This is a genomic window from Streptomyces cirratus, from assembly GCF_014650775.1.
Classification (GTDB): domain Bacteria; phylum Actinomycetota; class Actinomycetes; order Streptomycetales; family Streptomycetaceae; genus Streptomyces; species Streptomyces cirratus.
Window position 1 is genome coordinate 1 of sequence record NZ_BMVP01000023.1, and the last position, 20,366, is coordinate 20,366.

Consider the following 20,366-nt stretch of genomic DNA (forward strand, 5'->3'; position numbering starts at 1 on the left):
GTCGGAATAAGACCGGCTGACCACAACGTCCTCGCTGTGTTCGGTTGCCTGCCCCTGACAGAATCAGAGCCAGGACTTTTTCAAAGGAACCTCATCCACCGAAGTGGACGGGGTATCAACTTCTGGCGTTGATTTTTGGCACGCTGTTGAGTTCTCAAGGAACGGACGCTTCCTTCGTACTCACCCTCTCGGGCTTTCCTCCGGGCGCTTCCTTTGTTCTTCGTTTTGTTCTTGCGTTTCCGACTCTATCAGAGTCAGTCCCGCTTGTTTTCCGCCCTCCGGTTCCGCGCTTTCGCGTTTCCCTTTCCGGCGATTCCGACTCTATCAGAACTTTTCCACCGGTTTTCCCGGCTTCGAAGCTTCGATGATGAGACGGCGGTGCCCACTTGGAATTCAATTCCTGGGGCGAGAGAGATTTTAAACGATCACGTCCGAACCTGTCCGGCTCGGGCAACCGTTTGAATCTACCTCCCCGCAGACACCGTGTCAACAGTGTTTGCGGGACAGGCGAGGAGACTAGCAGCTCCGGTGGGCCCCGCGCACATCAGGCCGCGGTGGGGAGCGTCGACGTGCGGTCCGCTGCCTCGACGTCGCCCACCTCGCCCGCCCGGGAGGCGCGGCCGCCCAGGACGTAGACGTACGTAAGGAAGGCCGCCTCGGCGGCGACGCCGATGGTGATGCGGGCCCAGGTGGGGAGGCCGGACGGGGTCACGAAACCCTCGATCAGGCCCGAGACGAAGAGGACGACGGCCAGGCCGATGGCCATGCCCAGGGCGGCGCGGCCCTGCTCGGCGAGGGCCGTGCGGCGGGTGCGGGGGCCCGGGTCGATGACCGTCCAGCCGAGGCGCAGACCCGTACCGGCGGCGACGAAGACCGCCGTCAGTTCGAGCAGGCCGTGCGGGAGGATCAGGCCGAGGAAGACGTCGAGACGGCCTGCGGAGGCCATCAGGCCGATGCCGACCCCGAGGTTGGCCATGTTCAGGAACAGGATCCACAGCACGGGGAGCCCGAGGAAGGCTCCGAGGACCAGGCAGACCGCCGCCGCTTGGGCGTTGTTCGTCCAGACCTGGGCCGCGAAGGAGGCCGCGGGGTGGCTGGAGTAGTACGTCTCGTACTCGCCGCCGGGCCGGGTCAGCTTCTTGAGCTCCGCCGGCGCCGCGACCGCGGCCTGCACCTCGGGGTGGGTGGCGATCCACCAGCCGATGAGGACGCCGACCGCGACGGACAGCAGCGCCGTCGGTATCCACCAGCGGCGGCTGCGGTAGACGGCGGCCGGGAAGCCGGCGGTGAAGAAGCGGGCCGCGTCGCGCCAGCCGGCCCGGCGGGCGCCGGTCACCGAGGCGCGGGCGCGGGCGACGAGCTGGGTGAGACGGCCGATGAGCATCGGGTCGGGGGCGCTGGACCGGATCAGGGAAAGGTGGGTGGAGGCGCTCTGGTAGAGCTCGACGAGCTCGTCCGCCTCCGCTCCCGTGAGCCGACGGCCGCGGCCGAGGAGCTGTTCCAGCCGGGCCCACTGCGCCTGGTGGGCCGCCACGAAGACGTCGACATCCATCGCTTTACCGCTCCCCTGCCCCTGGCCGCCCACTGCCGGCTACTGCTGCCGTGGTCAGCTTGGCAGACTGATCGGCACAGGGGCGGGTCAGGTCTGGTCAGGCCGGTCAGGTGACGGGAAGGGTGCGCATCAGTGAGCGATCTGGTGACGGGGGACGCGGTCGTCCTGGGGTTGCGGCCGGCGAGACTGCCGAGCCGGGCGCTGGCGGTCATGCTGGACGCGTTCGTCTACGTCGTCGGGTACGTGATCGTGTCGCTCGGGGTGGTGTTCGCTACGGCTTCGCTGGACGAGGCGGCGCAGGCGGCCGTGCAGGTGGGGATGTTCCTGCTGGTGCTGGTCGGTGTGCCGATCGCGGTGGAGACGCTGAGCCACGGCCGGTCGCTGGGGAAGCTGGCCTGCGGGTTGCGGGTGGTGCGGGAGGACGGCGGGCCGATCCGGTTCCGGCATGCGCTCGTGCGGGGGGCCATGGGGGTGGTGGAGCTGCAGATGACCTTCGGGGCGGTGGCCTGCATCGCCTCGCTGGTGTCGGAGCGGGGGCGGCGGCTCGGTGACGTGTTCGCGGGGACGCTGGTGATACGGGAGCGCGTGCCGGGGGCGCGGGTGATGCCGGTGCCCGCGCCGCCTCCGTGGCTGGCCGGGCGGTTCTCGGGGCTGGACCTGTCGGCGGTGCCCGACGGGTTGTGGCTGGCGGTACGGCAGTACTTGACCCGGATGAACCAGCTGGACCCGGCGACGGGCGCCGCGATGGCGGCGAAGCTGGCGGACGAGGTGGTGGCGCGGACGGGGACTCCCCCGCCGGCGGGAGTGCCGGCCGCCGCGTTCCTCATGGCGGTGGTGCACGAGCGGCAGTCGCGGGACGCTGCCCGGGCGTTCGGGGCCGGAGCGCCGTACGCTCCCCCGGCTCCGGCGTACGGTCACCCCGTGGCCGCCCCGGCCGTGCAGGGACCGGCGCCCTACGCGGCCCCGGCTCCGTACGTCCCGCCGGCGGCGCCCCCCGCGTCCACCGGCGGCGGGACCGGGTTCGCGCCGCCCGCCTGAGCCGGTCAGCCCCAGGAGTCCGCGGAGCCTTCGGGGTCCTCGGGGTCCGCGAAGGTGGAGGGCGGCGTCTCCAGGTGCTCCAGCTCGATGCCGGGCGCGGAGAGGACCACGTCACCGGCGATGTGCACGGTGTGGACCTCGCCGGTGTCGAGGGCGCTGACCCGGTACTCGTCCACCTGGAGCGGCCCGCTGTCGGTGGCGTGTTCCGTGCGGCCGGTCAGGGCCCAGGCCTGGTCGACGGTGCGGGGTGCCAGGACCGGGTCGGTGAGGGCGACGAGCCGGACGCGGGTGGCGGGGGCGCCCGGGGTCAGGCGCAGCAGGCGGGCCGTCGCGATGAGGAAGGCCGGGGAGGTGCCGGTGAAGCCGGGGGCGTGGACGTTGCCCTCGGTGGCCTCGGTGCCGGTGGGGTCGGTGCGGACCCAGGTGACGCCGTCGATGGCGGCGCCCCGGACCTGCCAGCTCGCGGCGTTGACCTCCAGGCGGATGGGGCGGCCGAGTGCGTCGACGGCCAGGTCCACGGAGCCCCGGTGGTCGCCGTTCGGGGCGGTCAGCTGGGAGACGTAGCGCCAGCCGCTCGGGCCGGGGGCGCAGTGGAAGTGCTCCTCGCCGAGCGGGGTGTGGTCGTGCGGGTCGTGGAGCGAGTAGCGGCCGCGGGGCATGGGCGCACGTTTCGTTTCTGGGAGGAGTCGTCTCGGGTACGGGGCAGGCCCCCGGCGGTGTGCCGGGGGCCTGCCAAGGGTGTCGCGCGTGATCCGTCGGGGATCAGTAGCGGTAGTGGTCGGGCTTGTACGGGCCTTCGACCTTGACGCCGATGTAGGCGGCCTGCTCCGGGCGCAGGGTGGTGAGCTTGACGCCCAGCGCGTCGAGGTGGAGGCGGGCGACCTTCTCGTCGAGGTGCTTGGGCAGCACGTAGACGTCGGTCGGGTACTCCTCGGGCTTGGTGAACAGCTCGATCTGCGCGAGCGTCTGGTCCGCGAAGGAGTTCGACATCACGAAGGACGGGTGACCGGTCGCGTTGCCCAGGTTCAGCAGACGCCCCTCGGACAGCACGATCAGAACCTTGCCGTCGGGGAACTTCCACGTGTGGACCTGCGGCTTGACCTCGTCCTTGACGATGCCCTCGATCTTCGCCAGACCGGCCATGTCGATCTCGTTGTCGAAGTGACCGATGTTGCCCACGATCGCCTGGTGCTTCATCTTGGCCATGTCCGAGGCCATGATGATGTCCTTGTTGCCGGTCGTGGTGATGAAGATGTCCGCGATCTCCACCACGTCGTCCAGCGTCGCGACCTGGTAGCCGTCCATCGCCGCCTGGAGCGCACAGATCGGGTCGATCTCCGTCACGATGACCCGCGCGCCCTGACCGCGCAGCGACTCCGCACACCCCTTGCCGACATCGCCGTAACCGCACACCACGGCGACCTTGCCACCGATCAGCACGTCCGTCGCACGGTTGATGCCGTCGATCAGCGAGTGCCGGCAGCCGTACTTGTTGTCGAACTTCGACTTCGTCACCGCGTCGTTCACGTTGATCGCCGGGAACAGCAGCGTGCCCTCGGCCATCATCTCGTACAGACGGTGGACACCGGTCGTGGTCTCCTCCGTCACCCCCCGGATCTCGGACGCGAGCTGCGTCCACTTCTGCGGGGCCTCGCCCAGGGTCCGGTTGAGGAGGGTGAGGATGTGGGCGTACTCCTCGGAGTCCGCCGTCGCCGGGTCGGGGGCCGCGCCGGCCTTCTCGAACTCGACGCCCTTGTGGACCAGGAGGGTGGCGTCACCACCGTCGTCGAGGATCATGTTCGGACCGCCGGTGGGGGTGTTCGGCCAGGTCAGCGCCTGCTCCGTGCACCACCAGTACTCCTCCAGCGTCTCGCCCTTCCAGGCGAAGACGGGAACGCCCTGCGGGTTCTCCGGGGTGCCGTTCGGGCCGACGGCGATGGCGGCGGCCGCGTGGTCCTGGGTGGAGAAGATGTTGCAGGAGGCCCAGCGGACGTCGGCGCCGAGGGCGACGAGGGTCTCGATGAGGACGGCGGTCTGCACGGTCATGTGCAGGGAGCCGGTGATGCGTGCGCCGGCCAGCGGCCGGCTCGCCGCGTACTCCTTGCGGATCGACATCAGGCCCGGCATCTCGTGCTCGGCCAGGGTGATCTCCTTGCGGCCGAACGCGGCAAGGGAGAGGTCTGCGACCTTGAAGTCCATGGGTGCTGCTCCTCATGGTTCGAGAGGGTGGGTACGGCTGGGCCGTGCTCTGGCGCGCCAGAGCACTGAGCACAGTCCGTCGGGGGCCCTCTCTCCCCTCGGCCGGTCACGAGGACCGCCCGACCGCCATCAGCAGCGACGCCTGACACTGATGACGAATCTACCCGATCAGTGCGGTCGACCCCAGTGGGACGGTGAACAAGACGGGGAACGAGGCGGCGAACGAGGCGGGGAAGCGGGCGTGGGCAGCGCGAGGACCGGGGTCAGAGGCTCTTGCCGGAGCCGGCGCCGTTCGGCGCGGTTGCGGCGTGGTAGATGTCCGGCTCCAGGTAGATCACCCGGGCGATCGGCACGGCCTCGCGGATACGGGCCTCGGCGGCGTTGATGGCGTTGGCCACCTCGGCGGCCGTGTCGTCGTGCTGGACGGCGATCTTGGCGGCCACCAGCAGCTCCTCCGGCCCGAGGTGCAGGGTGCGCATGTGGATCACGCGGGTGACGACGTCGCCGTCGACGAGAGCGGCCTTGATCTTCTCGACGTCCTCCGCGCCCGCGGCCTCACCGAGCAGCAGGGACTTGGTCTCGGCGGCGAGTACGAGCGCGATGACGATCAGGAGGACGCCGATGCACAGGGTGCCGATGCCGTCCCAGATGCCGTTCCCGGTGGCGAGGGCGAGGCCGACGCCCGCCAGGGCGAGGACGAGGCCGACGAGGGCGCCGGCGTCTTCGAGCAGGACGACCGGGAGTTCGGGGGCCTTGGCCCGCTTGATGAACTGGCCCCACGTCTGCTTGCCGCGCAGCTCGTTCGACTCCTTGATCGCCGTCTTGAACGAGAAGCCCTCCGCGATGATCGAGAAGACGAGCACGCCGATCGGCCAGTACCAGGCGTCGATCGGGTGTGGCTCCTTGATCTTCTCGTAGCCCTCGTAGATGGCGAACATGCCACCGACGGTGAACAGGACGATGGAGACGAGGAAGGCGTAGATGTAGCGTTCCCGCCCGTACCCGAAGGGGTGTTGGGGCGTGGCTTCGCGCTGGGCCTTCTTGCCGCCGAGGAGCAGCAGCCCCTGGTTGCCGGAGTCCGCCAGCGAGTGGACGCTTTCCGCGAGCATCGACGACGAGCCGCTGAAGACGAAGGCCACGAACTTGGCTGCAGCGATGGCGAGGTTGGCGGCGAGTGCCGCCACGATCGCCCTGGTACCGCCCGACGCGCTCATGGGTTTTTGCAGTCCCTTCCTCGGTTCGGCGACCCCGACGGGGGCGCCGCGCTACGGCGGCACATTGTTGCAGCCGTAGCCCCGGGCGCCACGTCAGAGGGAGACCGTGGCGCGGAAGATGGTGCCCGTTCCGGACAGTTCGACCCTTTCACCCGCCGGGACGAAGACCGACTCCCCTGGGGACAGCGTCACTTCGCCGGCCTTCGGGCGGCCCGCGGTGCAGAGCAGGATCTGCGGGGCGCCGTCCGGGAGCGGGTGCGGGGCGGCGCCGGGGGCCAGGGCGAAGCGGGAGAGCCGGAATTCGTCGATGGGGGTCTCGTAGACCTCTTCGCCGTTGCCCTCGGGGCGCTGCACGGCCGGGTCGCCCGGCTCGAACCGTACGACCTTGAGCAGCTCGGGCACGTCCACGTGCTTGGGGGTGAGCCCGGCGCGCAGCACGTTGTCGGAGTTGGCCAGCAGCTCCACACCGAGGCCGTCGAGGTAGGCGTGCGGGACGCCGGCGCCGAGGAACATGGCCTCGCCGGGCTGGAGTCGGACGTGGTTGAGGAGCATGGCCGCGATCACGCCCGGGTCGCCCGGGAAGTGGTGGACGAGCGAGGCGTACGGGGCGTACGCGCCGCCGAGGCGTTCGATCGCGGCGCCGGCCTCGGCGACCGTACGGGCCATCTCGGCGCGGTCCGCGCTCAGTACGGCGGTGAGCACCTCGCGCAGGGCCGCCTCCTCCGGATGGGCCGAGAGGAGGTCGACGTACGGCTTGAGGGAGTCCACGCCGAGGCCGTCGAGCAGCTTCGCGGCCTCCTGCGGCTGGCGGAAGCCGCACAGGCCGTCGAAGGGGGTCAGCGCGCAGATCATCTCGGGCTTGTGGTTGGGGTCCTTGTAGTTGCGGTGGCCCGCGTCGACGGGGATGCCCCGGCGTTCCTCGTCCTCGAAGCCCTCCTCGGCCTGGGCGAGGTCCGGGTGGACCTGGAGGGAGAGCGGCGCCCCAGCGGCGAGGATCTTGAGCAGGAAGGGCAGACGGGGGCCGAACTTGGCGACGGCGGCCGCGCCGAGCTCGCCCTCGGGGTCGGCGGCGATGACCTCCGCGAGGGTGGTCTCGCCGACGCCGCGGTCGAGGCGGGAGGGGGCGCCGGGGTGGGCGCCCATCCACATCTCGGCCTGGGGCTCACCGGTGGGTTCCACCCCGAGGAGGGCGGGGATCGCGGTGGTGGAACCCCAGGCGTAGGGGCGGATCGGGTTCGTGAGGCGGTCCATCGTCGTCTTCCTGGATGTGGATCTGGTGGTTCTGTGCAGCGCCGGTGCGGTCTCAGCCGTGCGTCCTGGAAGCCAGCGCGAGGTAGGCGGTGGCGAAGTCCGTGACGGCGAGGAGTTCGGCGAGCTGTTCGAGTTCGCCGCCTTCCTCCGGTTCGAGTTCGCTGATGGCCGTGTCGTGGCTGAGCGCGAGCTCCCGGGCGGCGGGTGCCGCGGTGAGGCCGCCGGTGGGCCGGTCGCGCAGCAGGACGACGCGGGCGTGCAGGGCCTGGGGTTCTTCGACGCGGTCGCGGAAGAAGTCGTCGGGGTCGGCGCCGGCGGCGAAGGCCCCGGCGAGCAGGACTCCGTGGGCGGGCAGCGCCTCGGGGAGTTCGGCGGACAGGGCGGGGCGGCCCGCGAGTTCGGCGAGGGTGGCGGCGAAACGGCGTCCGGCCGGGCCGGCTCCGGCGCCCTCGCTCCAGATGAGGGGGAGCGAGTCGGCGAGTTCGGTGGCGAGGGTCTTGGCCGGGTTGGAGTACGTGGCGATCGCGGGGCCGCAGCGTTCGGCGGTGCGGTCGAGCCGGTCGGCGACGAGCTGGAGGGAACCGGGGGACGCCTCGACCAGGCCGACCTTGTCGAGCAGCACCAGCAACGGGGTGAGCAGGGCCCACAGTGCTCCGGGGCCGGCGGCGGCCGACTCGTCGTACTCCTGGTACGGGGCCTTGGCCATCGGTACGAGGACTCCGTGGGCGCCGTCCACGGCCTCGCTCAGCGGGGAACGCTCGGGTGCGACGGCCACGACGGTGCAGCCGCGCCGGTAGGCCTGCTCGGCGAGAACGGCGAGGCCGGGCTCGGTGCCGTCGGTGGTGGCGATGAGGAGCAGATCGACGGGGCCGGCCCAGCCGGGCAGCGTCCAGCGCAGCGCCCCGGCGGCGTGTGCGACGCCGGTGGGGTGCAGGCGGGCGACGGGGGCGGAGGCTCCGGCGAGGGCGCCGAGCAGGTCGGCGACGCCGGTGGCCGCGGTGCCGGGGCCGGCGATCAGTACGGCGCGGGGGCGGCCTTCGGGGCGCAGGTCGCCGAGGCCCGCCTCGGTGGCGTGCCGGGCGGCGGTGCGGACGCGGGCGCCGGCTTCGGCGGCGCCGCGCAGGAGGCCGCGGCGGTCGGCGCGGGCGAGTTCCTCCGGTGCGTCGAGGATGGACTCGTCGAGCATGGCGGCCTCCGGCAGTGTGGTGGACGGACCCGGGCGGACCCGGGGGCGGAACCGGTATCGGCGTCTGCGCGCGGGGTGCCTCAGGCGGGCCGGCGGGCCTCGTCCACGAGGAGGACCGGGATGCCGTCGCGGACCGGGTAGGCGAGACCGCAGTCCTGGCCGGTGCAGATCAGCTCGGGTGCGTCCGCGTCGGCCGACTTGTCCTCCAGGGGCGAGTGGCAGGCGGGGCAGGCGAGGATCTCCAGAAGGCCGGCTTCGAGCGGCATGGTGGCGCTTCCCTTCGAACATGCGGTTTGGGCGAGGTCAGCGTACCGCCGGGCCGCGCGTATCGCGGCCCGGCGGTGACGGTGACACAGGGGGTGCGGGTGTTACGCGCGGACCAGGGCGAGGACTTCGTCGCGGACCTTGGCGAGGGTCGCCAGATCGCGGGCCTCGACGTTGAGCCGCAGGAGCGGTTCGGTGTTGGAGGGGCGCAGGTTGAACCACCAGTCGGCGGTGGTGACGGTGAGGCCGTCGAGTTCGTCGACGGCGACACCTTCCTGGGGGGCGTAGACGTCCTTGACGGCAGCGGTGCGGGCGGCCTGGTCGGCGACGGTGGAGTTGATCTCGCCGGAGCCGACGTAGCGGTCGTAGGAGGACACCAGGTCGGAGAGGGAGCCTTCCTGGCCGCCGAGGGCCGCCAGGACGTGGAGCGCGGCGAGCATGCCGGTGTCCGCGTTCCAGAAGTCCTTGAAGTAGTAGTGCGCCGAGTGCTCGCCGCCGAAGATGGCGCCGGAGGTGGCCATCTCCTCCTTGATGAAGGAGTGGCCGACGCGGGTGCGCACCGGAGTGCCGCCGTTCTCCTTGACGACCTCCGGGACGGACCAGGAGGTGATCAGGTTGTGGATCACGACGCCGCTGCCGCCGTTGCGGGCCAGCTCGCGGGCCGCGACCAGCGCGGTGATCGCGGACGGGGAGACGCCCTCGCCGCGCTCGTCGACGACGAAGCAGCGGTCGGCGTCGCCGTCGAAGGCGAGGCCCAGGTCGGCGCCCTCGGCCTTCACGCGCGCCTGGAGGTCCACGATGTTCTTCGGGTCGAGGGGGTTGGCCTCGTGGTTGGGGAAGGTGCCGTCCAGTTCGAAGTACATCGGGACGAGCTCCAGCGGCAGGCCCTCGAAGACGGTCGGGACGGTGTGGCCGCCCATGCCGTTGCCCGCGTCCACGACGACCTTGAGCGGGCGGATGCCGCGCAGGTCCACCAGGGACTTGAGGTGCTCGGCGTACCCGGCGAGGGTGTCCTGCTCGGTGATGGTGCCCGCGACGGTGCCGGCGGGGATCGCCGGGGCGCCCTCGTCGGACCACTTCTCGGCCAGTTCGCGGATGGTGGCGAGGCCGGTGTCCTGGCCCACGGGGGCGGCGCCCGCGCGGCACAGCTTGATGCCGTTGTACTGGGCCGGGTTGTGGGAGGCCGTGAACATCGCACCGGGCAGGTCGAGCTTGCCGGAGGCGTAGTACAGCTGGTCGGTGGAGCACAGGCCGATCAGGGTGACGTCGACGCCGCGGGCGGCGGCGCCGCGCGCGAAGGCGGCGGACAGGCCCGGCGAGGAGGGGCGCATGTCGTGCCCGACGACGATCGCGGTCGCCGCGGTCACCTCGACGAAGGCGGCACCGAACAGCTCGGCCAGCGGCTCGTCCCACTCGTCCGGCACGACGCCTCGTACGTCGTACGCCTTGACGATGTTCGAAAGATCTGCGGCCACTGCCTGCCCCTCCTGAGGATCTGTGCGGTGGAGCAAACCTACCCTGAACGGAGTACCGCGTTTCAGATGCGCCGGGTGGCGGGCGGGCGTCAGGATTCCGGCGAGCGCAGGACGCGCAGGTGTCCCCTTCGGGTCTCGCCGGTGGCCTGGGGTCCCGGTACGGACTTGCCGGCCTCGGCGGCGCGGTCGTGCGGACGGGCCGCTTCGCGCACGGCGTTGGCCAGCGCTTCGAGGTCGTCGCCGCTGGGGCGCGAAGGCGGGCCGCCGTCCGTAAGGCGTACGACTTCCCAGCCCCTGGGGGCGGTCAGGCGCTCGGAGTGCTCGGCGCACAGGTCGTAACAGTGGGGTTCGGCGTACGTGGCGAGCGGGCCGAGAACTGCGGTCGAGTCGGCGTAGACGTACGTCAGTGTGGCGACGGCAGGGCGGCCGCACGCGGTGCGCGAACAGCGACGTACAAGGCTCACGACGTTGGACGGTACCGCACTCTTGACCGGGCCGCGACGACTCGGCCGTCGGCCACCCGGCCGTGTCGCCTCGAACACCCGGGAACCTTGGCCGGATCGTTCGCGGTACGACATCGGTCCGTGACCGGGCCGGGCCCCTGCCAGGCGGCCGGGTCAGGGCTACCCTGCGGGGGTGACGGACAGCCCGCTGACTCCCCCGAGCCCTCCCGGCCCCTCCTCCTCCGGCCCCCTGCCCCCTGCGTCCGAGCCGCGCCCCCGTCGGCGCGACCGGCACGGGCGGGGCATGCGGGGGCCGGTGGCGCCCCCTCAGGTGCCGCTGGCGGCCAGCCGGTCGGAGCTCTTCGGTGACCTGGTGCGGGATTCGGTGGAGCGGCTGGAGCGGCGGTGGCCGCAGCTGGCCGAGGTGGAGTTCGTGATCGCGGACGTGCCGGGGCCGCCGGGTGGCCCGGAGGGCGGCTGGAACGACGAGGCCGTGCCTCTCGGCGGGCTGACGGACGCGGGCGAGGGGCGGCCGGCCCGGGTCGTGGTGTTCCGGCGGCCGGTGGAGATCCGGGCGAAGTCACGGGACGAGCGGGCGCTGCTGGTCCACGAGGTCGTGGTGGAGCAGGTGGCCGACCTGCTGGGGCTCTCCCCGGAGATCGTGGACCCGCGCTACGGCCAGGACTGAACCGTCCTCAGAAGAGGACGCCGAGGTCTTGCGACGGCTTCGGGACCGCCACCGTCGAGTGGTCGTCGCAGAACGGCTGGACGGTGAACATCGGGATGCCGTCCTGCGGCAGCGTCAGGGTCCGCGAGGCGTGGACCGGGCCACCGGAGAGGGTCTCGATCGTCAGGGCGTACGCGCCCTTGCCGCCGGTCGGGGCCGGGGCCGGGGAGAGCGCCTGGGTGGTGCCCGCCTTGACGGTGAGTTCCCGGACGGCCGGCTGGCCGCCCTCGGTGCCCGGCGAGGCCGTGACGCGTACCTTCGCGTCGGCGCCGACCGCCGTGAGGGCCACGGCGGTCGCCTTGTCGTCGGTGCGGTTGTCGGCGACCGTCGCCCGCGCGCCGACCGGGGAGGTCGCCGGGACGAAGCCCAGTTCCTGCTTCGTGCCGCTGCCGCGCACCACCCGTACCGCCGCGACGAGCGGTACGGGCTTCTTCGCGTCCGCCGGGGTCAGCAGCAGCGAACCCGCCTCGCCCCGGGTCACGTCCTTGAGGTCCACGCTCGTCGTCATACCGGCCTTGACGTGCAACTGCTCGTTGCCGGCGGGGGTGATGGCGCCGCCCGGTCCCGCGAGGCGCAGGTTCACCTCGGCGTCGTCCTCGCCGGGTGCGAAGGCGACCAGCCGTACGGAGGTGGCGTCGGCGGGGATGCCGGGCAGCACCAGGGACCCGGCCGGGTCGGTGGAGGCGGGCAGCCAGTCGGCGCCGACGCCGTCCTCGGCGATCTGTGCGGAGGCCCCGACCCGTCCCGAGCCGGTCGTGACGTGGGCGGTGACGTCGGCCACCTGGGCGTCGGGGACGAGGGGGGAGAGCAGGACGCGGGCGGTGGAGTGGGGGTCGACCTGGAAGACGCGGTCGGGGGTGCCCGGCTTGTCCTTGAGCAGCCCGTCGGGGCCGTAGAGCTTGATGTCGACCTCGGCGACGGTGTCGTCGGGGTTGGTGAGGTGGATGTAGTCCTGGCGGCCCTTGGCGGTGCTGACGCCGGGGAACCAGAAGTCGGTGCCGGGCGCGGTGCAGCCGACCCCGAGGAGGCCGCGCGCCTGGCCGACGGAGACCTTCGTGGTCTGCTGGGCCGTCCAGCCGGGTGCGAGGTTCCCGCTCGCGACGCCGGTCAGGGCGGGTGCCTCGGCGCCGGAGGCGGTCGCGCCGACGGGCTTGCCGGGTTCCTTCGGCTCCAGGACGGTCTTGCCGTCCTTGGCCGAGAGCCGGGCCGAGCCCTTGCCGCCGGCCGCGCCGGGGGTGATCGAGGTGTACGTGGTCTCGGCGATGTCCGAGGAACTGGGCGCGGGGCACACCAGCACGGACTGCTCCACCGGCATCCGGGTGCCGGCCGCCGTCTTCTTCGCGTCGGCGGGGGCGGCTGCCGGGGCGGTGAGGGAGGCGAGGCCGGTGAGGGCCGCCAGTGCCGCCGCGACGGCGGCCAGCGTGAGGGGGGCGCGCTGCTTCACTGCTGGGTGCTCCCGTCCGGACGCGGGTCGTGCTGTCCGTAGGTGTACGGCGGTTCCTGCCGCTGGGGCTGTTGCTGCTGCTGGTACGGGTCGTACGGCTGCTGCTGGTAGGGGTACGGCTCGGCGTACGGCTGCTGCGGCTGCTGCTGTTCGTACGGGTAGGCCTGGTAGGCGTAGCTCTCGTCCCCGTAGGGCTGCTGCCCGTACGGCTGTTCCCCGTAGGCCGGCTGCGCCGGGATCTGCGCGTACGGGTCCGCGGCGACGGCGGCTTCGGCGGCCGCCGGCACCCCGGCCTGCGCGTCCGCTTCGGCGCGCAGCCGGCGGGCGCGACGGCCCTCGCCCGGGCCGGGCTGCTCCGGGAGGGCGGCCGCTTCCTCCGGGAGGTCGTCGTCGAGCCGTGCCCGGCGGCCCGGGAGGGCCAGTACGAGCAGCAGGAGGGCGAGCAGGCCCTGGGTCCAGTGCCAGGCGTCGCGGGCGAGGGAGTCCTGGTAGGTGAGGTCCAGACGGCCGCCCTTGGCGGGCAGTTCGAAGCCCTGCGCCCAGCCGTCCAGGGTCTTCGGCCTCAGGGGTTTGCCGTCGAGGGTGGCCTGCCAGCCGGGGGCGGCCCGGTCGGCGATCCGCAGCATCCGGCCCTCCTCCCCCGCCGGGATCTTGGTGTGGGCCTCGACGGGCTCCGCCTCGACGGCGATGGGCGCCTGCCCCTGCTTGCCGGGGACGATGACGGCGCGGGCGAGGGAGCGTTCGACCTCCCAGACGGCGGTGCCGTCGTCCTGACGGCCGGACTTGAGGCCGGGGGTGGCGTCGAGGACCTGCCGGAACTGCCGGGGCCCGTCGGCGGGCAGGACGATGTAGCGGACGGCGAAGCCGCCGAGCTGCGCGCTCTGGTCGGCGCCGGAGCCGGAGACCAGGCTGGCCACGACCTTCGCGAGGCGGGGTTCGGCGCCCGCTTCGGTGAGGAGTTCCGCATCGCCCAGGCGCGCGCCGGAGCCGCGGACCAGGGCGTAGGAGACGGTGGCGGGCGAGGTTCCGCCGAGCACCAGGGTGCGGCTGCGGTTGCTGTCGTCGGCCTGGGCGGCGACGAAGGCGGGGACTTGGACGGGGTCGCGCCGCTGGAGGGGTCCGTCGGCGCCGGAGACCATCCAGACGGCGGCGCCGATGAGGGGGCCGGTGGCGGCGCCGAGCGTGATGAGGGCGGCGAGCGGCTGGCGCCAGCCGAAGCTGCGGGCGGCCACGCGCTCCTTGGCACCGTCCGCGCCGACCACGGCGGCCGCGAGCAGGCCGAGGCCGTACACGAGGGTGCCGGGGCCGGCCCAGGCGCTGTGGTTGAGGACGACGGCGAGGAGCAGGCCGGCCAGGGCGGTGGTCCAGGCGGCGCCGACGGCGAACCGCCGGTCGGCGCGCAGCAGGGCGGCGAGGGCGGCGAGGACGACGCCGAGCAGCAGTATGCCGCCGGTGGTGCCGGGGCCGCCGGGGCCGGCGCCGAGGAGGTCGAGGGCGGTGGCGGAGCCGGACCCGTAGGGCAGGCCGGCCTCGCGCAGGAAGCGGTCGGGGTGCGTGAGCAGGCCGAGGGACCAGGGTGCGAGGGCGAGCAGCGGTACGGCGAGGACGGCCAGGAGCCGCAGCGCGTACGCCGCGCGGCGTGCGGGGCGGGTGAGGAGTGCGGCGGCGCCGAGGACTGCGGCGAGGGGCCAGACGGCGGGGGTGAAGGCGGTGGCCAGGGTCAGCAGGAGGGTGGTGGTCCACGCGGCGCGCCAGCTGCGGTCGGGGGCGCCGGCGACGTCGCCGAGGCCGAAGGCAGTGGCGGCGGAGCGGGCGATGAGGGGGAGCAGGATCGCGAGGACGGCCGTGCCGAGGCGGCCGCCGGCGAGTGCTCCGGTCACGGCGGGCAGGAAGGCGTAGGCGACGGCCGCCCAGGCGCGCAGCAGCCGGGATTCGACGAGCGGGCGGGACGCGAAGTAGGCGGTGAGGCCCGCGAGGGGAACCGAGCAGACCAGCAGCAGGGTGAGGGCGGCCGGCGCGGAGCCGAACAGCAGGGTGGCGACGGCGCCCAGGACGGCGAGGTAGGGCGGGGCGCCCGCGGCGGTTCCGGCGGCGACGGGCTGCCAGTCGGAGGTGTAGGTGCGCCAGAGGTCGAGGCCCCGTTCGGGGGCGGGCAGCAGGGCGCCGCCCATGAGGGAGCCGCCGAAGAGGAGGGCGCGGCAGGCGATGAGGGAGCCGAGCAGGAGGAGGGCGAACAGGACGGGGGCGGGGTTGCGGGCGATCCGCTTGAGCCGCCCGGACTGTTCGCCTTCCAGGTAGTCGGCGTCTTCTGATCCGGGTTCGGGGGGGACGGTGGCGGCGCCGTGCCGGCTCGCGCCGGCGGTGTCGGTGTCGCCGTCCGCGCCGAAGTACCCGGCGAGCTGTTCGGCGTTGGCGCGCAGGGTGGAGCCGGGCGGCGGGAAGAGGGGGCGCAGTTCGGCGGCGGGGACGGCGGGGCGGCGGCGGGCCTTGCGGGCGGCGAGGATCCGGCCGGGGCGGAGCAGGGTGGCGAGCAGGCCGGTGAACTCGTCGACGGCCTGGCCGGGTGCCTTGCCGAGGAGGTAGCCGAGGGTGCGCAGCAGGGTGCCGACGATCAGGCGCAGGAGTACGTAGGGCAGGGCGCGGCCCGAGGAGTTGGCCAGCACGGTGTAGACGGCGCCGGCCTTGTCGACGCGGTGGGGGCTCACGGAGGAGCGGCCGGCGCAGTCGACGGTGCGGCGTTCGCGGGCGGCGGCTTCGGCGTGCCGCATGACGGCGTCGGGGGCGACGAGGACGGTGTGGCCGGCGCTGTGGGCGCGCCAGCAGAGGTCGACGTCGTCGCGCATGAGGGGCAGGCGCCGGTCGAAGCCGCCGAGGGCGTCGTAGACGTCGCGGCGTACGAGCATGCCGGCGGTGGAGACGGACAGGACGGGGCGGATCTGGTCGTGCTGGCCCTGGTCCTGTTCGCGGCGGTCGAGGCCGGTCCAACGGCGGCCGCTGCGGGCGATGGTGACGCCGGCTTCGAGGAGCTGTTTCTTGTCGTACCAGCCGCGGAGTTTGGGGCCGATGACGGCGGCGTCGGGGTTCTCGTCGGCGACGCGCAGGAGTTCGGTGAGGGCGTCGGCTTCGGGGGCGCTGTCGTCGTGGAGCAGCCAGAGCCACTGGACGGGTTCGCCGTGGGGGAGTTCGGGCAGGTCGTAGGCGTCGTCGCGCCAGGTGCGGCTGACGGGGTCCCAGCCGCTGGGGCGCTTGAGGTACGGGAGGTCCTCGGGGGTCAGCTCGCCGGCGCTGCGGGCGGCTTCGTCCACCGCGGTGCCGAAGCCGGTGCGGCGGGCGAGGTGGAGGACGTTGCCGGAGCCGAGGGCTTCGGTGAGCAGGCGCGCGGAGTCGTCGGAGCTGCCGGTGTCGGCGGCGACGTACTGCTGTGCGGGGCGTTCCTGGGCGAGGAGGCCGGCGAGGGTGCGGGGCAGCCAGCGGGCGCCGTCGTGGGCGACGACGACCGCGGTGACGACGTGCCGGGGGAACTCGGGGGTGCCGGCCACCTGGTGGGAGGCCGTCGAGCTGCTGTGCAGGGACATCGCGGAACGGGCCCTCCGACCGTGGGGGTTCCCCGGGACGGGTCCTGGGGGAAGGTCCGGGGGTGGTGTGCCCTCGGAGGCTGCTGGACAGCGCCACACTAACGGCTCGGAACGCGCCGGTCCGCCTCCTGCGGGGAAGGTGCGGGAGGCGGACCGTCGGCTTGGTTCGCTATGCGGTTGGGTGTGCCCGTCCCTGCCCGGAGCAGGCTCAGACGGCTGCCTTTTTCAGGCGGCGGCGTTCGCGCTCGGAGAGGCCGCCCCAGATGCCGAATCGCTCGTCGTTGGCGAGGGCGTACTCAAGGCATTCGGAGCGGACCTCGCAGGCGAGGCAGACCTTCTTGGCTTCGCGGGTGGAGCCGCCCTTCTCGGGAAAGAAGGATTCGGGGTCGGTCTGGGCGCACAGAGCGCGCTCCTGCCATCCGAGCTCCTCGTCCGCCTCCTCGACCAGCAGTTCCTGAAACAGCTCGGTCATGTGCGCCCCTCGCTCTGTCTGTGCGTCCCCGTGGTGTTGTCGTTACTGATCGCTACGTAACGACACGAGTGAAATTACAAGTGCGCGGCTCCGGAGCAGTCAAGCCGGGGTCTGCTATTGGGCCCCTTATTCACTCTGCGGAACCAAGCGAATGCCGTAAGTGTTCATATCGCCAAAAATCGTGACACATGCCACAGGTGTCGCGAAGCTACCGCCCTCACCCTGAACCCACGCGTCACTCCGGGGTGTGGTTGCGATCCGGCCGAAGATGCGGCGCGGATCACATTCCGGTCACGATGGCGCCATGAGGTTTGAGATGAGTCGGAAGGGCCATACCAAGCGCCACATGCCCTGGTCGGTACTGCACAAACCTTTCTCCGCACCGGGTAACCGGATGAGGTGAATCTTTTCGGCCATTGCGGACATTGGGTTGACAGTCCGGCGCCCGAACCGTTCTCCTTGTACGCATGTCAGCGCCCGCAGCCGCCACCCGGACCCCCATTCGTGGGTTCCTGTGCGCTGCCCAGGTTCGCTGTCGCTGTTGCAGCTGTTGATGCCCCGGGAGCCCCGGCTCCTCCGGGCAACCGGCTACCCCCACAGCGACCGCCAGCACGACTGACATCCGTCGAGGACTCCCCCGATGAACAGCACCCCCAAGCCCAGCGCCACCGCCGCCGCGACCGGCGCCGCCGCCCCCGCCGTGGTCGAGAGCGACCTCCAGATCGCCGGCGACATCCTCTCCGTACAGCACCTGCTCCAGCCCGCCCGCGAACACCCGGCCACCGTCGCCGAGTTCGTGGGCCTCGCCCGCTCCATCGCCGCGGACCGCACCCAGTGGGAGCACCTGGTCCGCTACGACGCCACCACCCGCTGGTACCACCGCCTGCGCACCGGCCCCGGCTACGAGGTGTGGCTGCTCAGCTGGGTCCCCGGGCAGGGCAGCGGCCTGCACGATCACGGTGACTCCTCCGGCGTACTGACCGTCCTGGAGGGCGAGCTCACCGAGCACGGCCGGCGCGGCCCGCTCACCCTCGCCGCCGGAGCCCAGCGCGTCCTGGCCCCCGGCCGCGCCCACGAGGTCGTCAACGACACCCTCGACGGCGCCGTCAGCCTGCACGTCTACTTCCCCGGCCTGACCGAGATGCCCATGCACAGCTGCTCCCCGGCGCGGCCCGAGGCCCTCGCCGAGGCCCCGGTGGGCGCCTGACGCTCCGCGCAGGCCGCGCGCCGCCACCCCGGGGCGACGGCGCGCGGCCTGCTGACAGACTGGCCGCATGCGCATTGTTGTTCTGGCCGGCGGTATCGGCGGCGCCCGTTTCCTGCGCGGACTCAAGTCCGCCGCCCCCGAAGCGGACATCACGGTCATCGGCAACACCGGTGACGACATCCACCTGTTCGGGCTCAAGGTGTGCCCCGATCTGGACACGGTGATGTACACCCTCGGCGGTGGCATCAACGAGGACCAGGGCTGGGGCCGCACCGAGGAGTCCTTCGCCGTCAAGGAGGAACTCGCGGCGTACGGGGTCGGGCCCACGTGGTTCGGCCTCGGCGACCGCGACTTCGCGACCCACATCGTCCGCACGCAGATGCTCGGTGCGGGCTACCCGCTCAGCGCCGTCACCGAGGCCCTCTGCGACCGCTGGCAGCCCGGCGTACGGCTGCTGCCCATGTCCGACGACCGCGTCGAGACGCACGTCGCCCTGAACGATCCCGAGACCGGCGAGCGCAGGGTCGTCCACTTCCAGGAGTACTGGGTCAAGATGCGCGCCTCGGTCGACGCCCAGGCCGTGGTGCCGGTCGGCGCCGAGCAGGCCAAGCCGGCGCCCGGGGTGCTGGAGGCCGTCGCGGCCGCCGACGTGATCCTCTTCCCGCCGTCCAACCCCGTCGTGTCGGTGGGCACCATCCTCGCCGTGCCCGGCATCCGGGAGGCCGTGGCCGCCGCCGGGGCGCCGGTCGTCGGTCTCTCGCCCATCGTCGGGGGCGCCCCCGTGCGCGGGATGGCGGACAAGGTGCTGGCCGCGGTCGGCGTCGAGTCCACCGCCGCCGCGGTCGCCCTGCACTACGGCACCGGGCTGCTGGACGGCTGGCTCGTCGACACCGCCGACGCGGACGCCGTCGCCGAGGTGGAGGCCTCCGGGATCGCCTGCCGCGCGGTGCCGCTGATGATGACCGACACCGCTGCCACGGCCGCGATGGCCCGGGCCGCGCTGGAGCTGGCGGAGGCCTGCCGGTGACCGTCCCCTCGTACGAGGTGCGTGCGGTCCCCGGAATGCCGCAGGTGCGGCCCGGCGACGACCTCGCCCGCCTGATCGCCGACGCGGAGCCCGGACTGCGGGACGGCGACGTCCTGCTGGTCACCTCGAAGATCGTCTCCAAGGCGGAGGGGCGGATCGTACGGGCCGATTCGCGCGAGGAGGCCATAGACGCCGAGACGGTACGGGTCGTCGCCCGCCGGGGCGCCCTGCGGATCGTCGAGGACCGGCGGGGTCTGGTGATGGCGGCCGCCGGCGTGGACGCCTCCAACACCGAGCCCGGCACGGTGCTGCTGCTCCCCGAGGACCCCGACGCCTCCGCCGCCGCGATCCGGGACGGACTGCGGCAGGTGCTCGGGGTGGACGTCGGCGTCATCGTGACGGACACCTTCGGGCGGCCCTGGCGCAGCGGGCTCACCGACGTGGCGATCGGCGCGGCGGGGGTGCGCGTACTGGAGGACCTGCGGGGCGGCCACGACGCGCACGGCAACCCGCTGAGCGCGACCGTCGTGGCCACCGCGGACGAACTCGCCGCGGCGGGGGACCTCGTCAAGGGCAAGGCGGACGGGCTGCCGGTGGCCGTCGTACGCGGACTGCCCCACCTCCTGGGCGAGGGGTCCTCGGCGGCGGACCTGGTCCGGGCGGCGGGCGACGACATGTTCCGGCTCGGCACCTCGGAGGCGGTACGGGAGGCCGTGAGGCAGCGCCGTACCGTACGGGCCTTCACGGACGCCCCCGTCGACCCGGGCGCCGTCCGCAGGGCGGTGGCGGCGGCGGTGACCGCACCGGCGCCGCACCACACGACGCCGTGGCGGTTCGTGCTGCTGGAGTCGGCCCCGGCGCGGCTGGAGCTGCTCGACGCGATGCGGGACGCGTGGGTCGAGGACCTGCGGCGCGACGGCAAGTCCGAGGAGTCCATCGCCAAGCGGGTCCGGCGCGGGGACGTACTGCGAAACGCCCCGTACCTGGTGGTGCCGTGCATGGTGACGGACGGCGCGCACGACTACGGGCACGCGCGGCGGGACGCCGCCGAGCGGGAGATGTTCGTGGTCGCCATGGGCGCGGGCGTGCAGAACTTCCTGGTCGCGCTGGCCGGGGAGCGGCTGGGCTCGGCGTGGGTGTCCTCGACGATGTTCTGCCGGGACGTGGTGCGCAAGGTGCTGGCGCTGCCCGAGGGGTGGGACCCGATGGGGGCGGTGGCGGTCGGCCACCCGGCGGCGGCCCCCGCGGAGCGGCCGGCGCGGGAGGCGGAGGCGTTCATCGAGGTCCGCTGA

At 72.8% G+C, this 20,366-nt stretch carries 17 protein-coding genes; 5 read left to right on the forward strand and 12 right to left on the reverse strand.

The annotated features are described in order from the left end of the window. Positions 1-544: 544 nt before the first annotated feature. The gene (locus tag IE207_RS30705) at positions 545-1,552 is read right to left on the reverse strand and encodes a stage II sporulation protein M (protein ID WP_190187613.1); all 1,008 of its coding nucleotides are present in this window, start codon (positions 1,550-1,552) and stop codon (positions 545-547) included. Between the two features lie 132 nt (positions 1,553-1,684). Here IE207_RS30705 and IE207_RS30710 point away from each other — a divergent pair, with 132 nt between their 5' ends. Next, a complete protein-coding gene (locus IE207_RS30710) occupies positions 1,685-2,590 on the forward strand; it encodes an RDD family protein (protein ID WP_190187614.1) in 906 nt (301 codons plus the stop codon). Positions 2,591-2,595: 5 nt separating this feature from the next. On the opposite strand, the gene IE207_RS30715 is transcribed toward IE207_RS30710, so the two are convergent. The 8 genes from IE207_RS30715 to IE207_RS30750 form a co-directional block, all read right to left on the reverse strand. Then, a complete protein-coding gene (locus IE207_RS30715; RefSeq protein ID WP_190187615.1) occupies positions 2,596-3,249 on the reverse strand; it encodes a hypothetical protein in 654 nt (217 codons plus the stop codon). Between the two features lie 103 nt (positions 3,250-3,352). Further along, positions 3,353-4,789 (reverse strand): adenosylhomocysteinase, encoded by a 1,437-nt coding sequence (gene ahcY / locus IE207_RS30720; RefSeq protein WP_190187616.1) that lies wholly within the window; start codon positions 4,787-4,789, stop codon positions 3,353-3,355. Positions 4,790-5,052: 263 nt separating this feature from the next. Next, positions 5,053-6,003 carry a cation diffusion facilitator family transporter gene (locus tag IE207_RS30725; RefSeq protein WP_190187617.1) on the reverse strand — a complete coding sequence of 317 codons (951 nt, stop codon included), beginning with the start codon at positions 6,001-6,003 and terminating at the stop codon, positions 5,053-5,055. 93 nt (positions 6,004-6,096) lie between these two features. After that, on the reverse strand, positions 6,097-7,254 hold the full coding sequence (manA, locus tag IE207_RS30730; protein ID WP_190187618.1) for a mannose-6-phosphate isomerase, class I: 1,158 nt from the start codon (positions 7,252-7,254) through the stop codon (positions 6,097-6,099). 52 nt (positions 7,255-7,306) lie between these two features. Continuing rightward, complete coding sequence (locus tag IE207_RS30735) at positions 7,307-8,440, reverse strand: SIS domain-containing protein (RefSeq protein WP_190187619.1); 1,134 nt, start codon at positions 8,438-8,440, stop codon at positions 7,307-7,309. An 80-nt stretch (positions 8,441-8,520) separates the two neighbouring features. After that, positions 8,521-8,706: a Trm112 family protein gene (locus IE207_RS30740; protein WP_136217718.1), complete on the reverse strand. Its 186-nt coding sequence runs from the start codon at positions 8,704-8,706 to the stop codon at positions 8,521-8,523. 102 nt (positions 8,707-8,808) lie between these two features. Next, positions 8,809-10,179 carry a phosphomannomutase/phosphoglucomutase gene (locus IE207_RS30745; RefSeq protein ID WP_190187620.1) on the reverse strand — a complete coding sequence of 457 codons (1,371 nt, stop codon included), beginning with the start codon at positions 10,177-10,179 and terminating at the stop codon, positions 8,809-8,811. Between the two features lie 89 nt (positions 10,180-10,268). Beyond that, positions 10,269-10,721, reverse strand: a complete 453-nt coding sequence (locus IE207_RS30750; RefSeq protein WP_190187621.1) for a DUF3499 domain-containing protein — start codon at positions 10,719-10,721, stop codon at positions 10,269-10,271. A 205-nt stretch (positions 10,722-10,926) separates the two neighbouring features. Between IE207_RS30750 and IE207_RS30755 the strand changes: the two genes are divergently transcribed. Next, a complete protein-coding gene (locus tag IE207_RS30755) occupies positions 10,927-11,310 on the forward strand; it encodes a metallopeptidase family protein (protein WP_229874172.1) in 384 nt (127 codons plus the stop codon). A 7-nt stretch (positions 11,311-11,317) separates the two neighbouring features. Here the strand turns inward: IE207_RS30755 and IE207_RS30760 are convergent, their stop codons facing one another. From IE207_RS30760 to IE207_RS30770, 3 genes are all read right to left on the reverse strand, one after another. After that, positions 11,318-12,793 carry a DUF5719 family protein gene (locus IE207_RS30760; protein ID WP_190187623.1) on the reverse strand — a complete coding sequence of 492 codons (1,476 nt, stop codon included), beginning with the start codon at positions 12,791-12,793 and terminating at the stop codon, positions 11,318-11,320. Further along, on the reverse strand, positions 12,790-16,368 hold the full coding sequence (locus tag IE207_RS30765; RefSeq protein WP_190187624.1) for a glycosyltransferase family 2 protein: 3,579 nt from the start codon (positions 16,366-16,368) through the stop codon (positions 12,790-12,792). Before IE207_RS30765 ends, IE207_RS30760 begins: the two co-directional genes overlap by 4 nt. A gap of 208 nt (positions 16,369-16,576) precedes the next feature. Further along, positions 16,577-16,840, reverse strand: coding sequence for a WhiB family transcriptional regulator (locus tag IE207_RS30770; RefSeq protein WP_003983763.1), 264 nt, complete (start codon positions 16,838-16,840; stop codon positions 16,577-16,579). A gap of 640 nt (positions 16,841-17,480) precedes the next feature. Between IE207_RS30770 and IE207_RS30775 the strand changes: the two genes are divergently transcribed. The 3 genes from IE207_RS30775 to IE207_RS30785 all read left to right on the forward strand — a co-directional run bounded on the left by IE207_RS30775 (position 17,481) and on the right by IE207_RS30785 (position 20,366). Then, positions 17,481-18,047, forward strand: coding sequence for a cysteine dioxygenase (locus IE207_RS30775; RefSeq protein WP_190187625.1), 567 nt, complete (start codon positions 17,481-17,483; stop codon positions 18,045-18,047). Positions 18,048-18,114: 67 nt separating this feature from the next. Beyond that, positions 18,115-19,074: a 2-phospho-L-lactate transferase gene (cofD, locus tag IE207_RS30780; RefSeq protein WP_190187626.1), complete on the forward strand. Its 960-nt coding sequence runs from the start codon at positions 18,115-18,117 to the stop codon at positions 19,072-19,074. Continuing rightward, positions 19,071-20,366, forward strand: a complete 1,296-nt coding sequence (locus IE207_RS30785; protein ID WP_190187627.1) for a coenzyme F420-0:L-glutamate ligase — start codon at positions 19,071-19,073, stop codon at positions 20,364-20,366. The genes cofD and IE207_RS30785 overlap by 4 nt, the downstream gene beginning before the upstream one ends.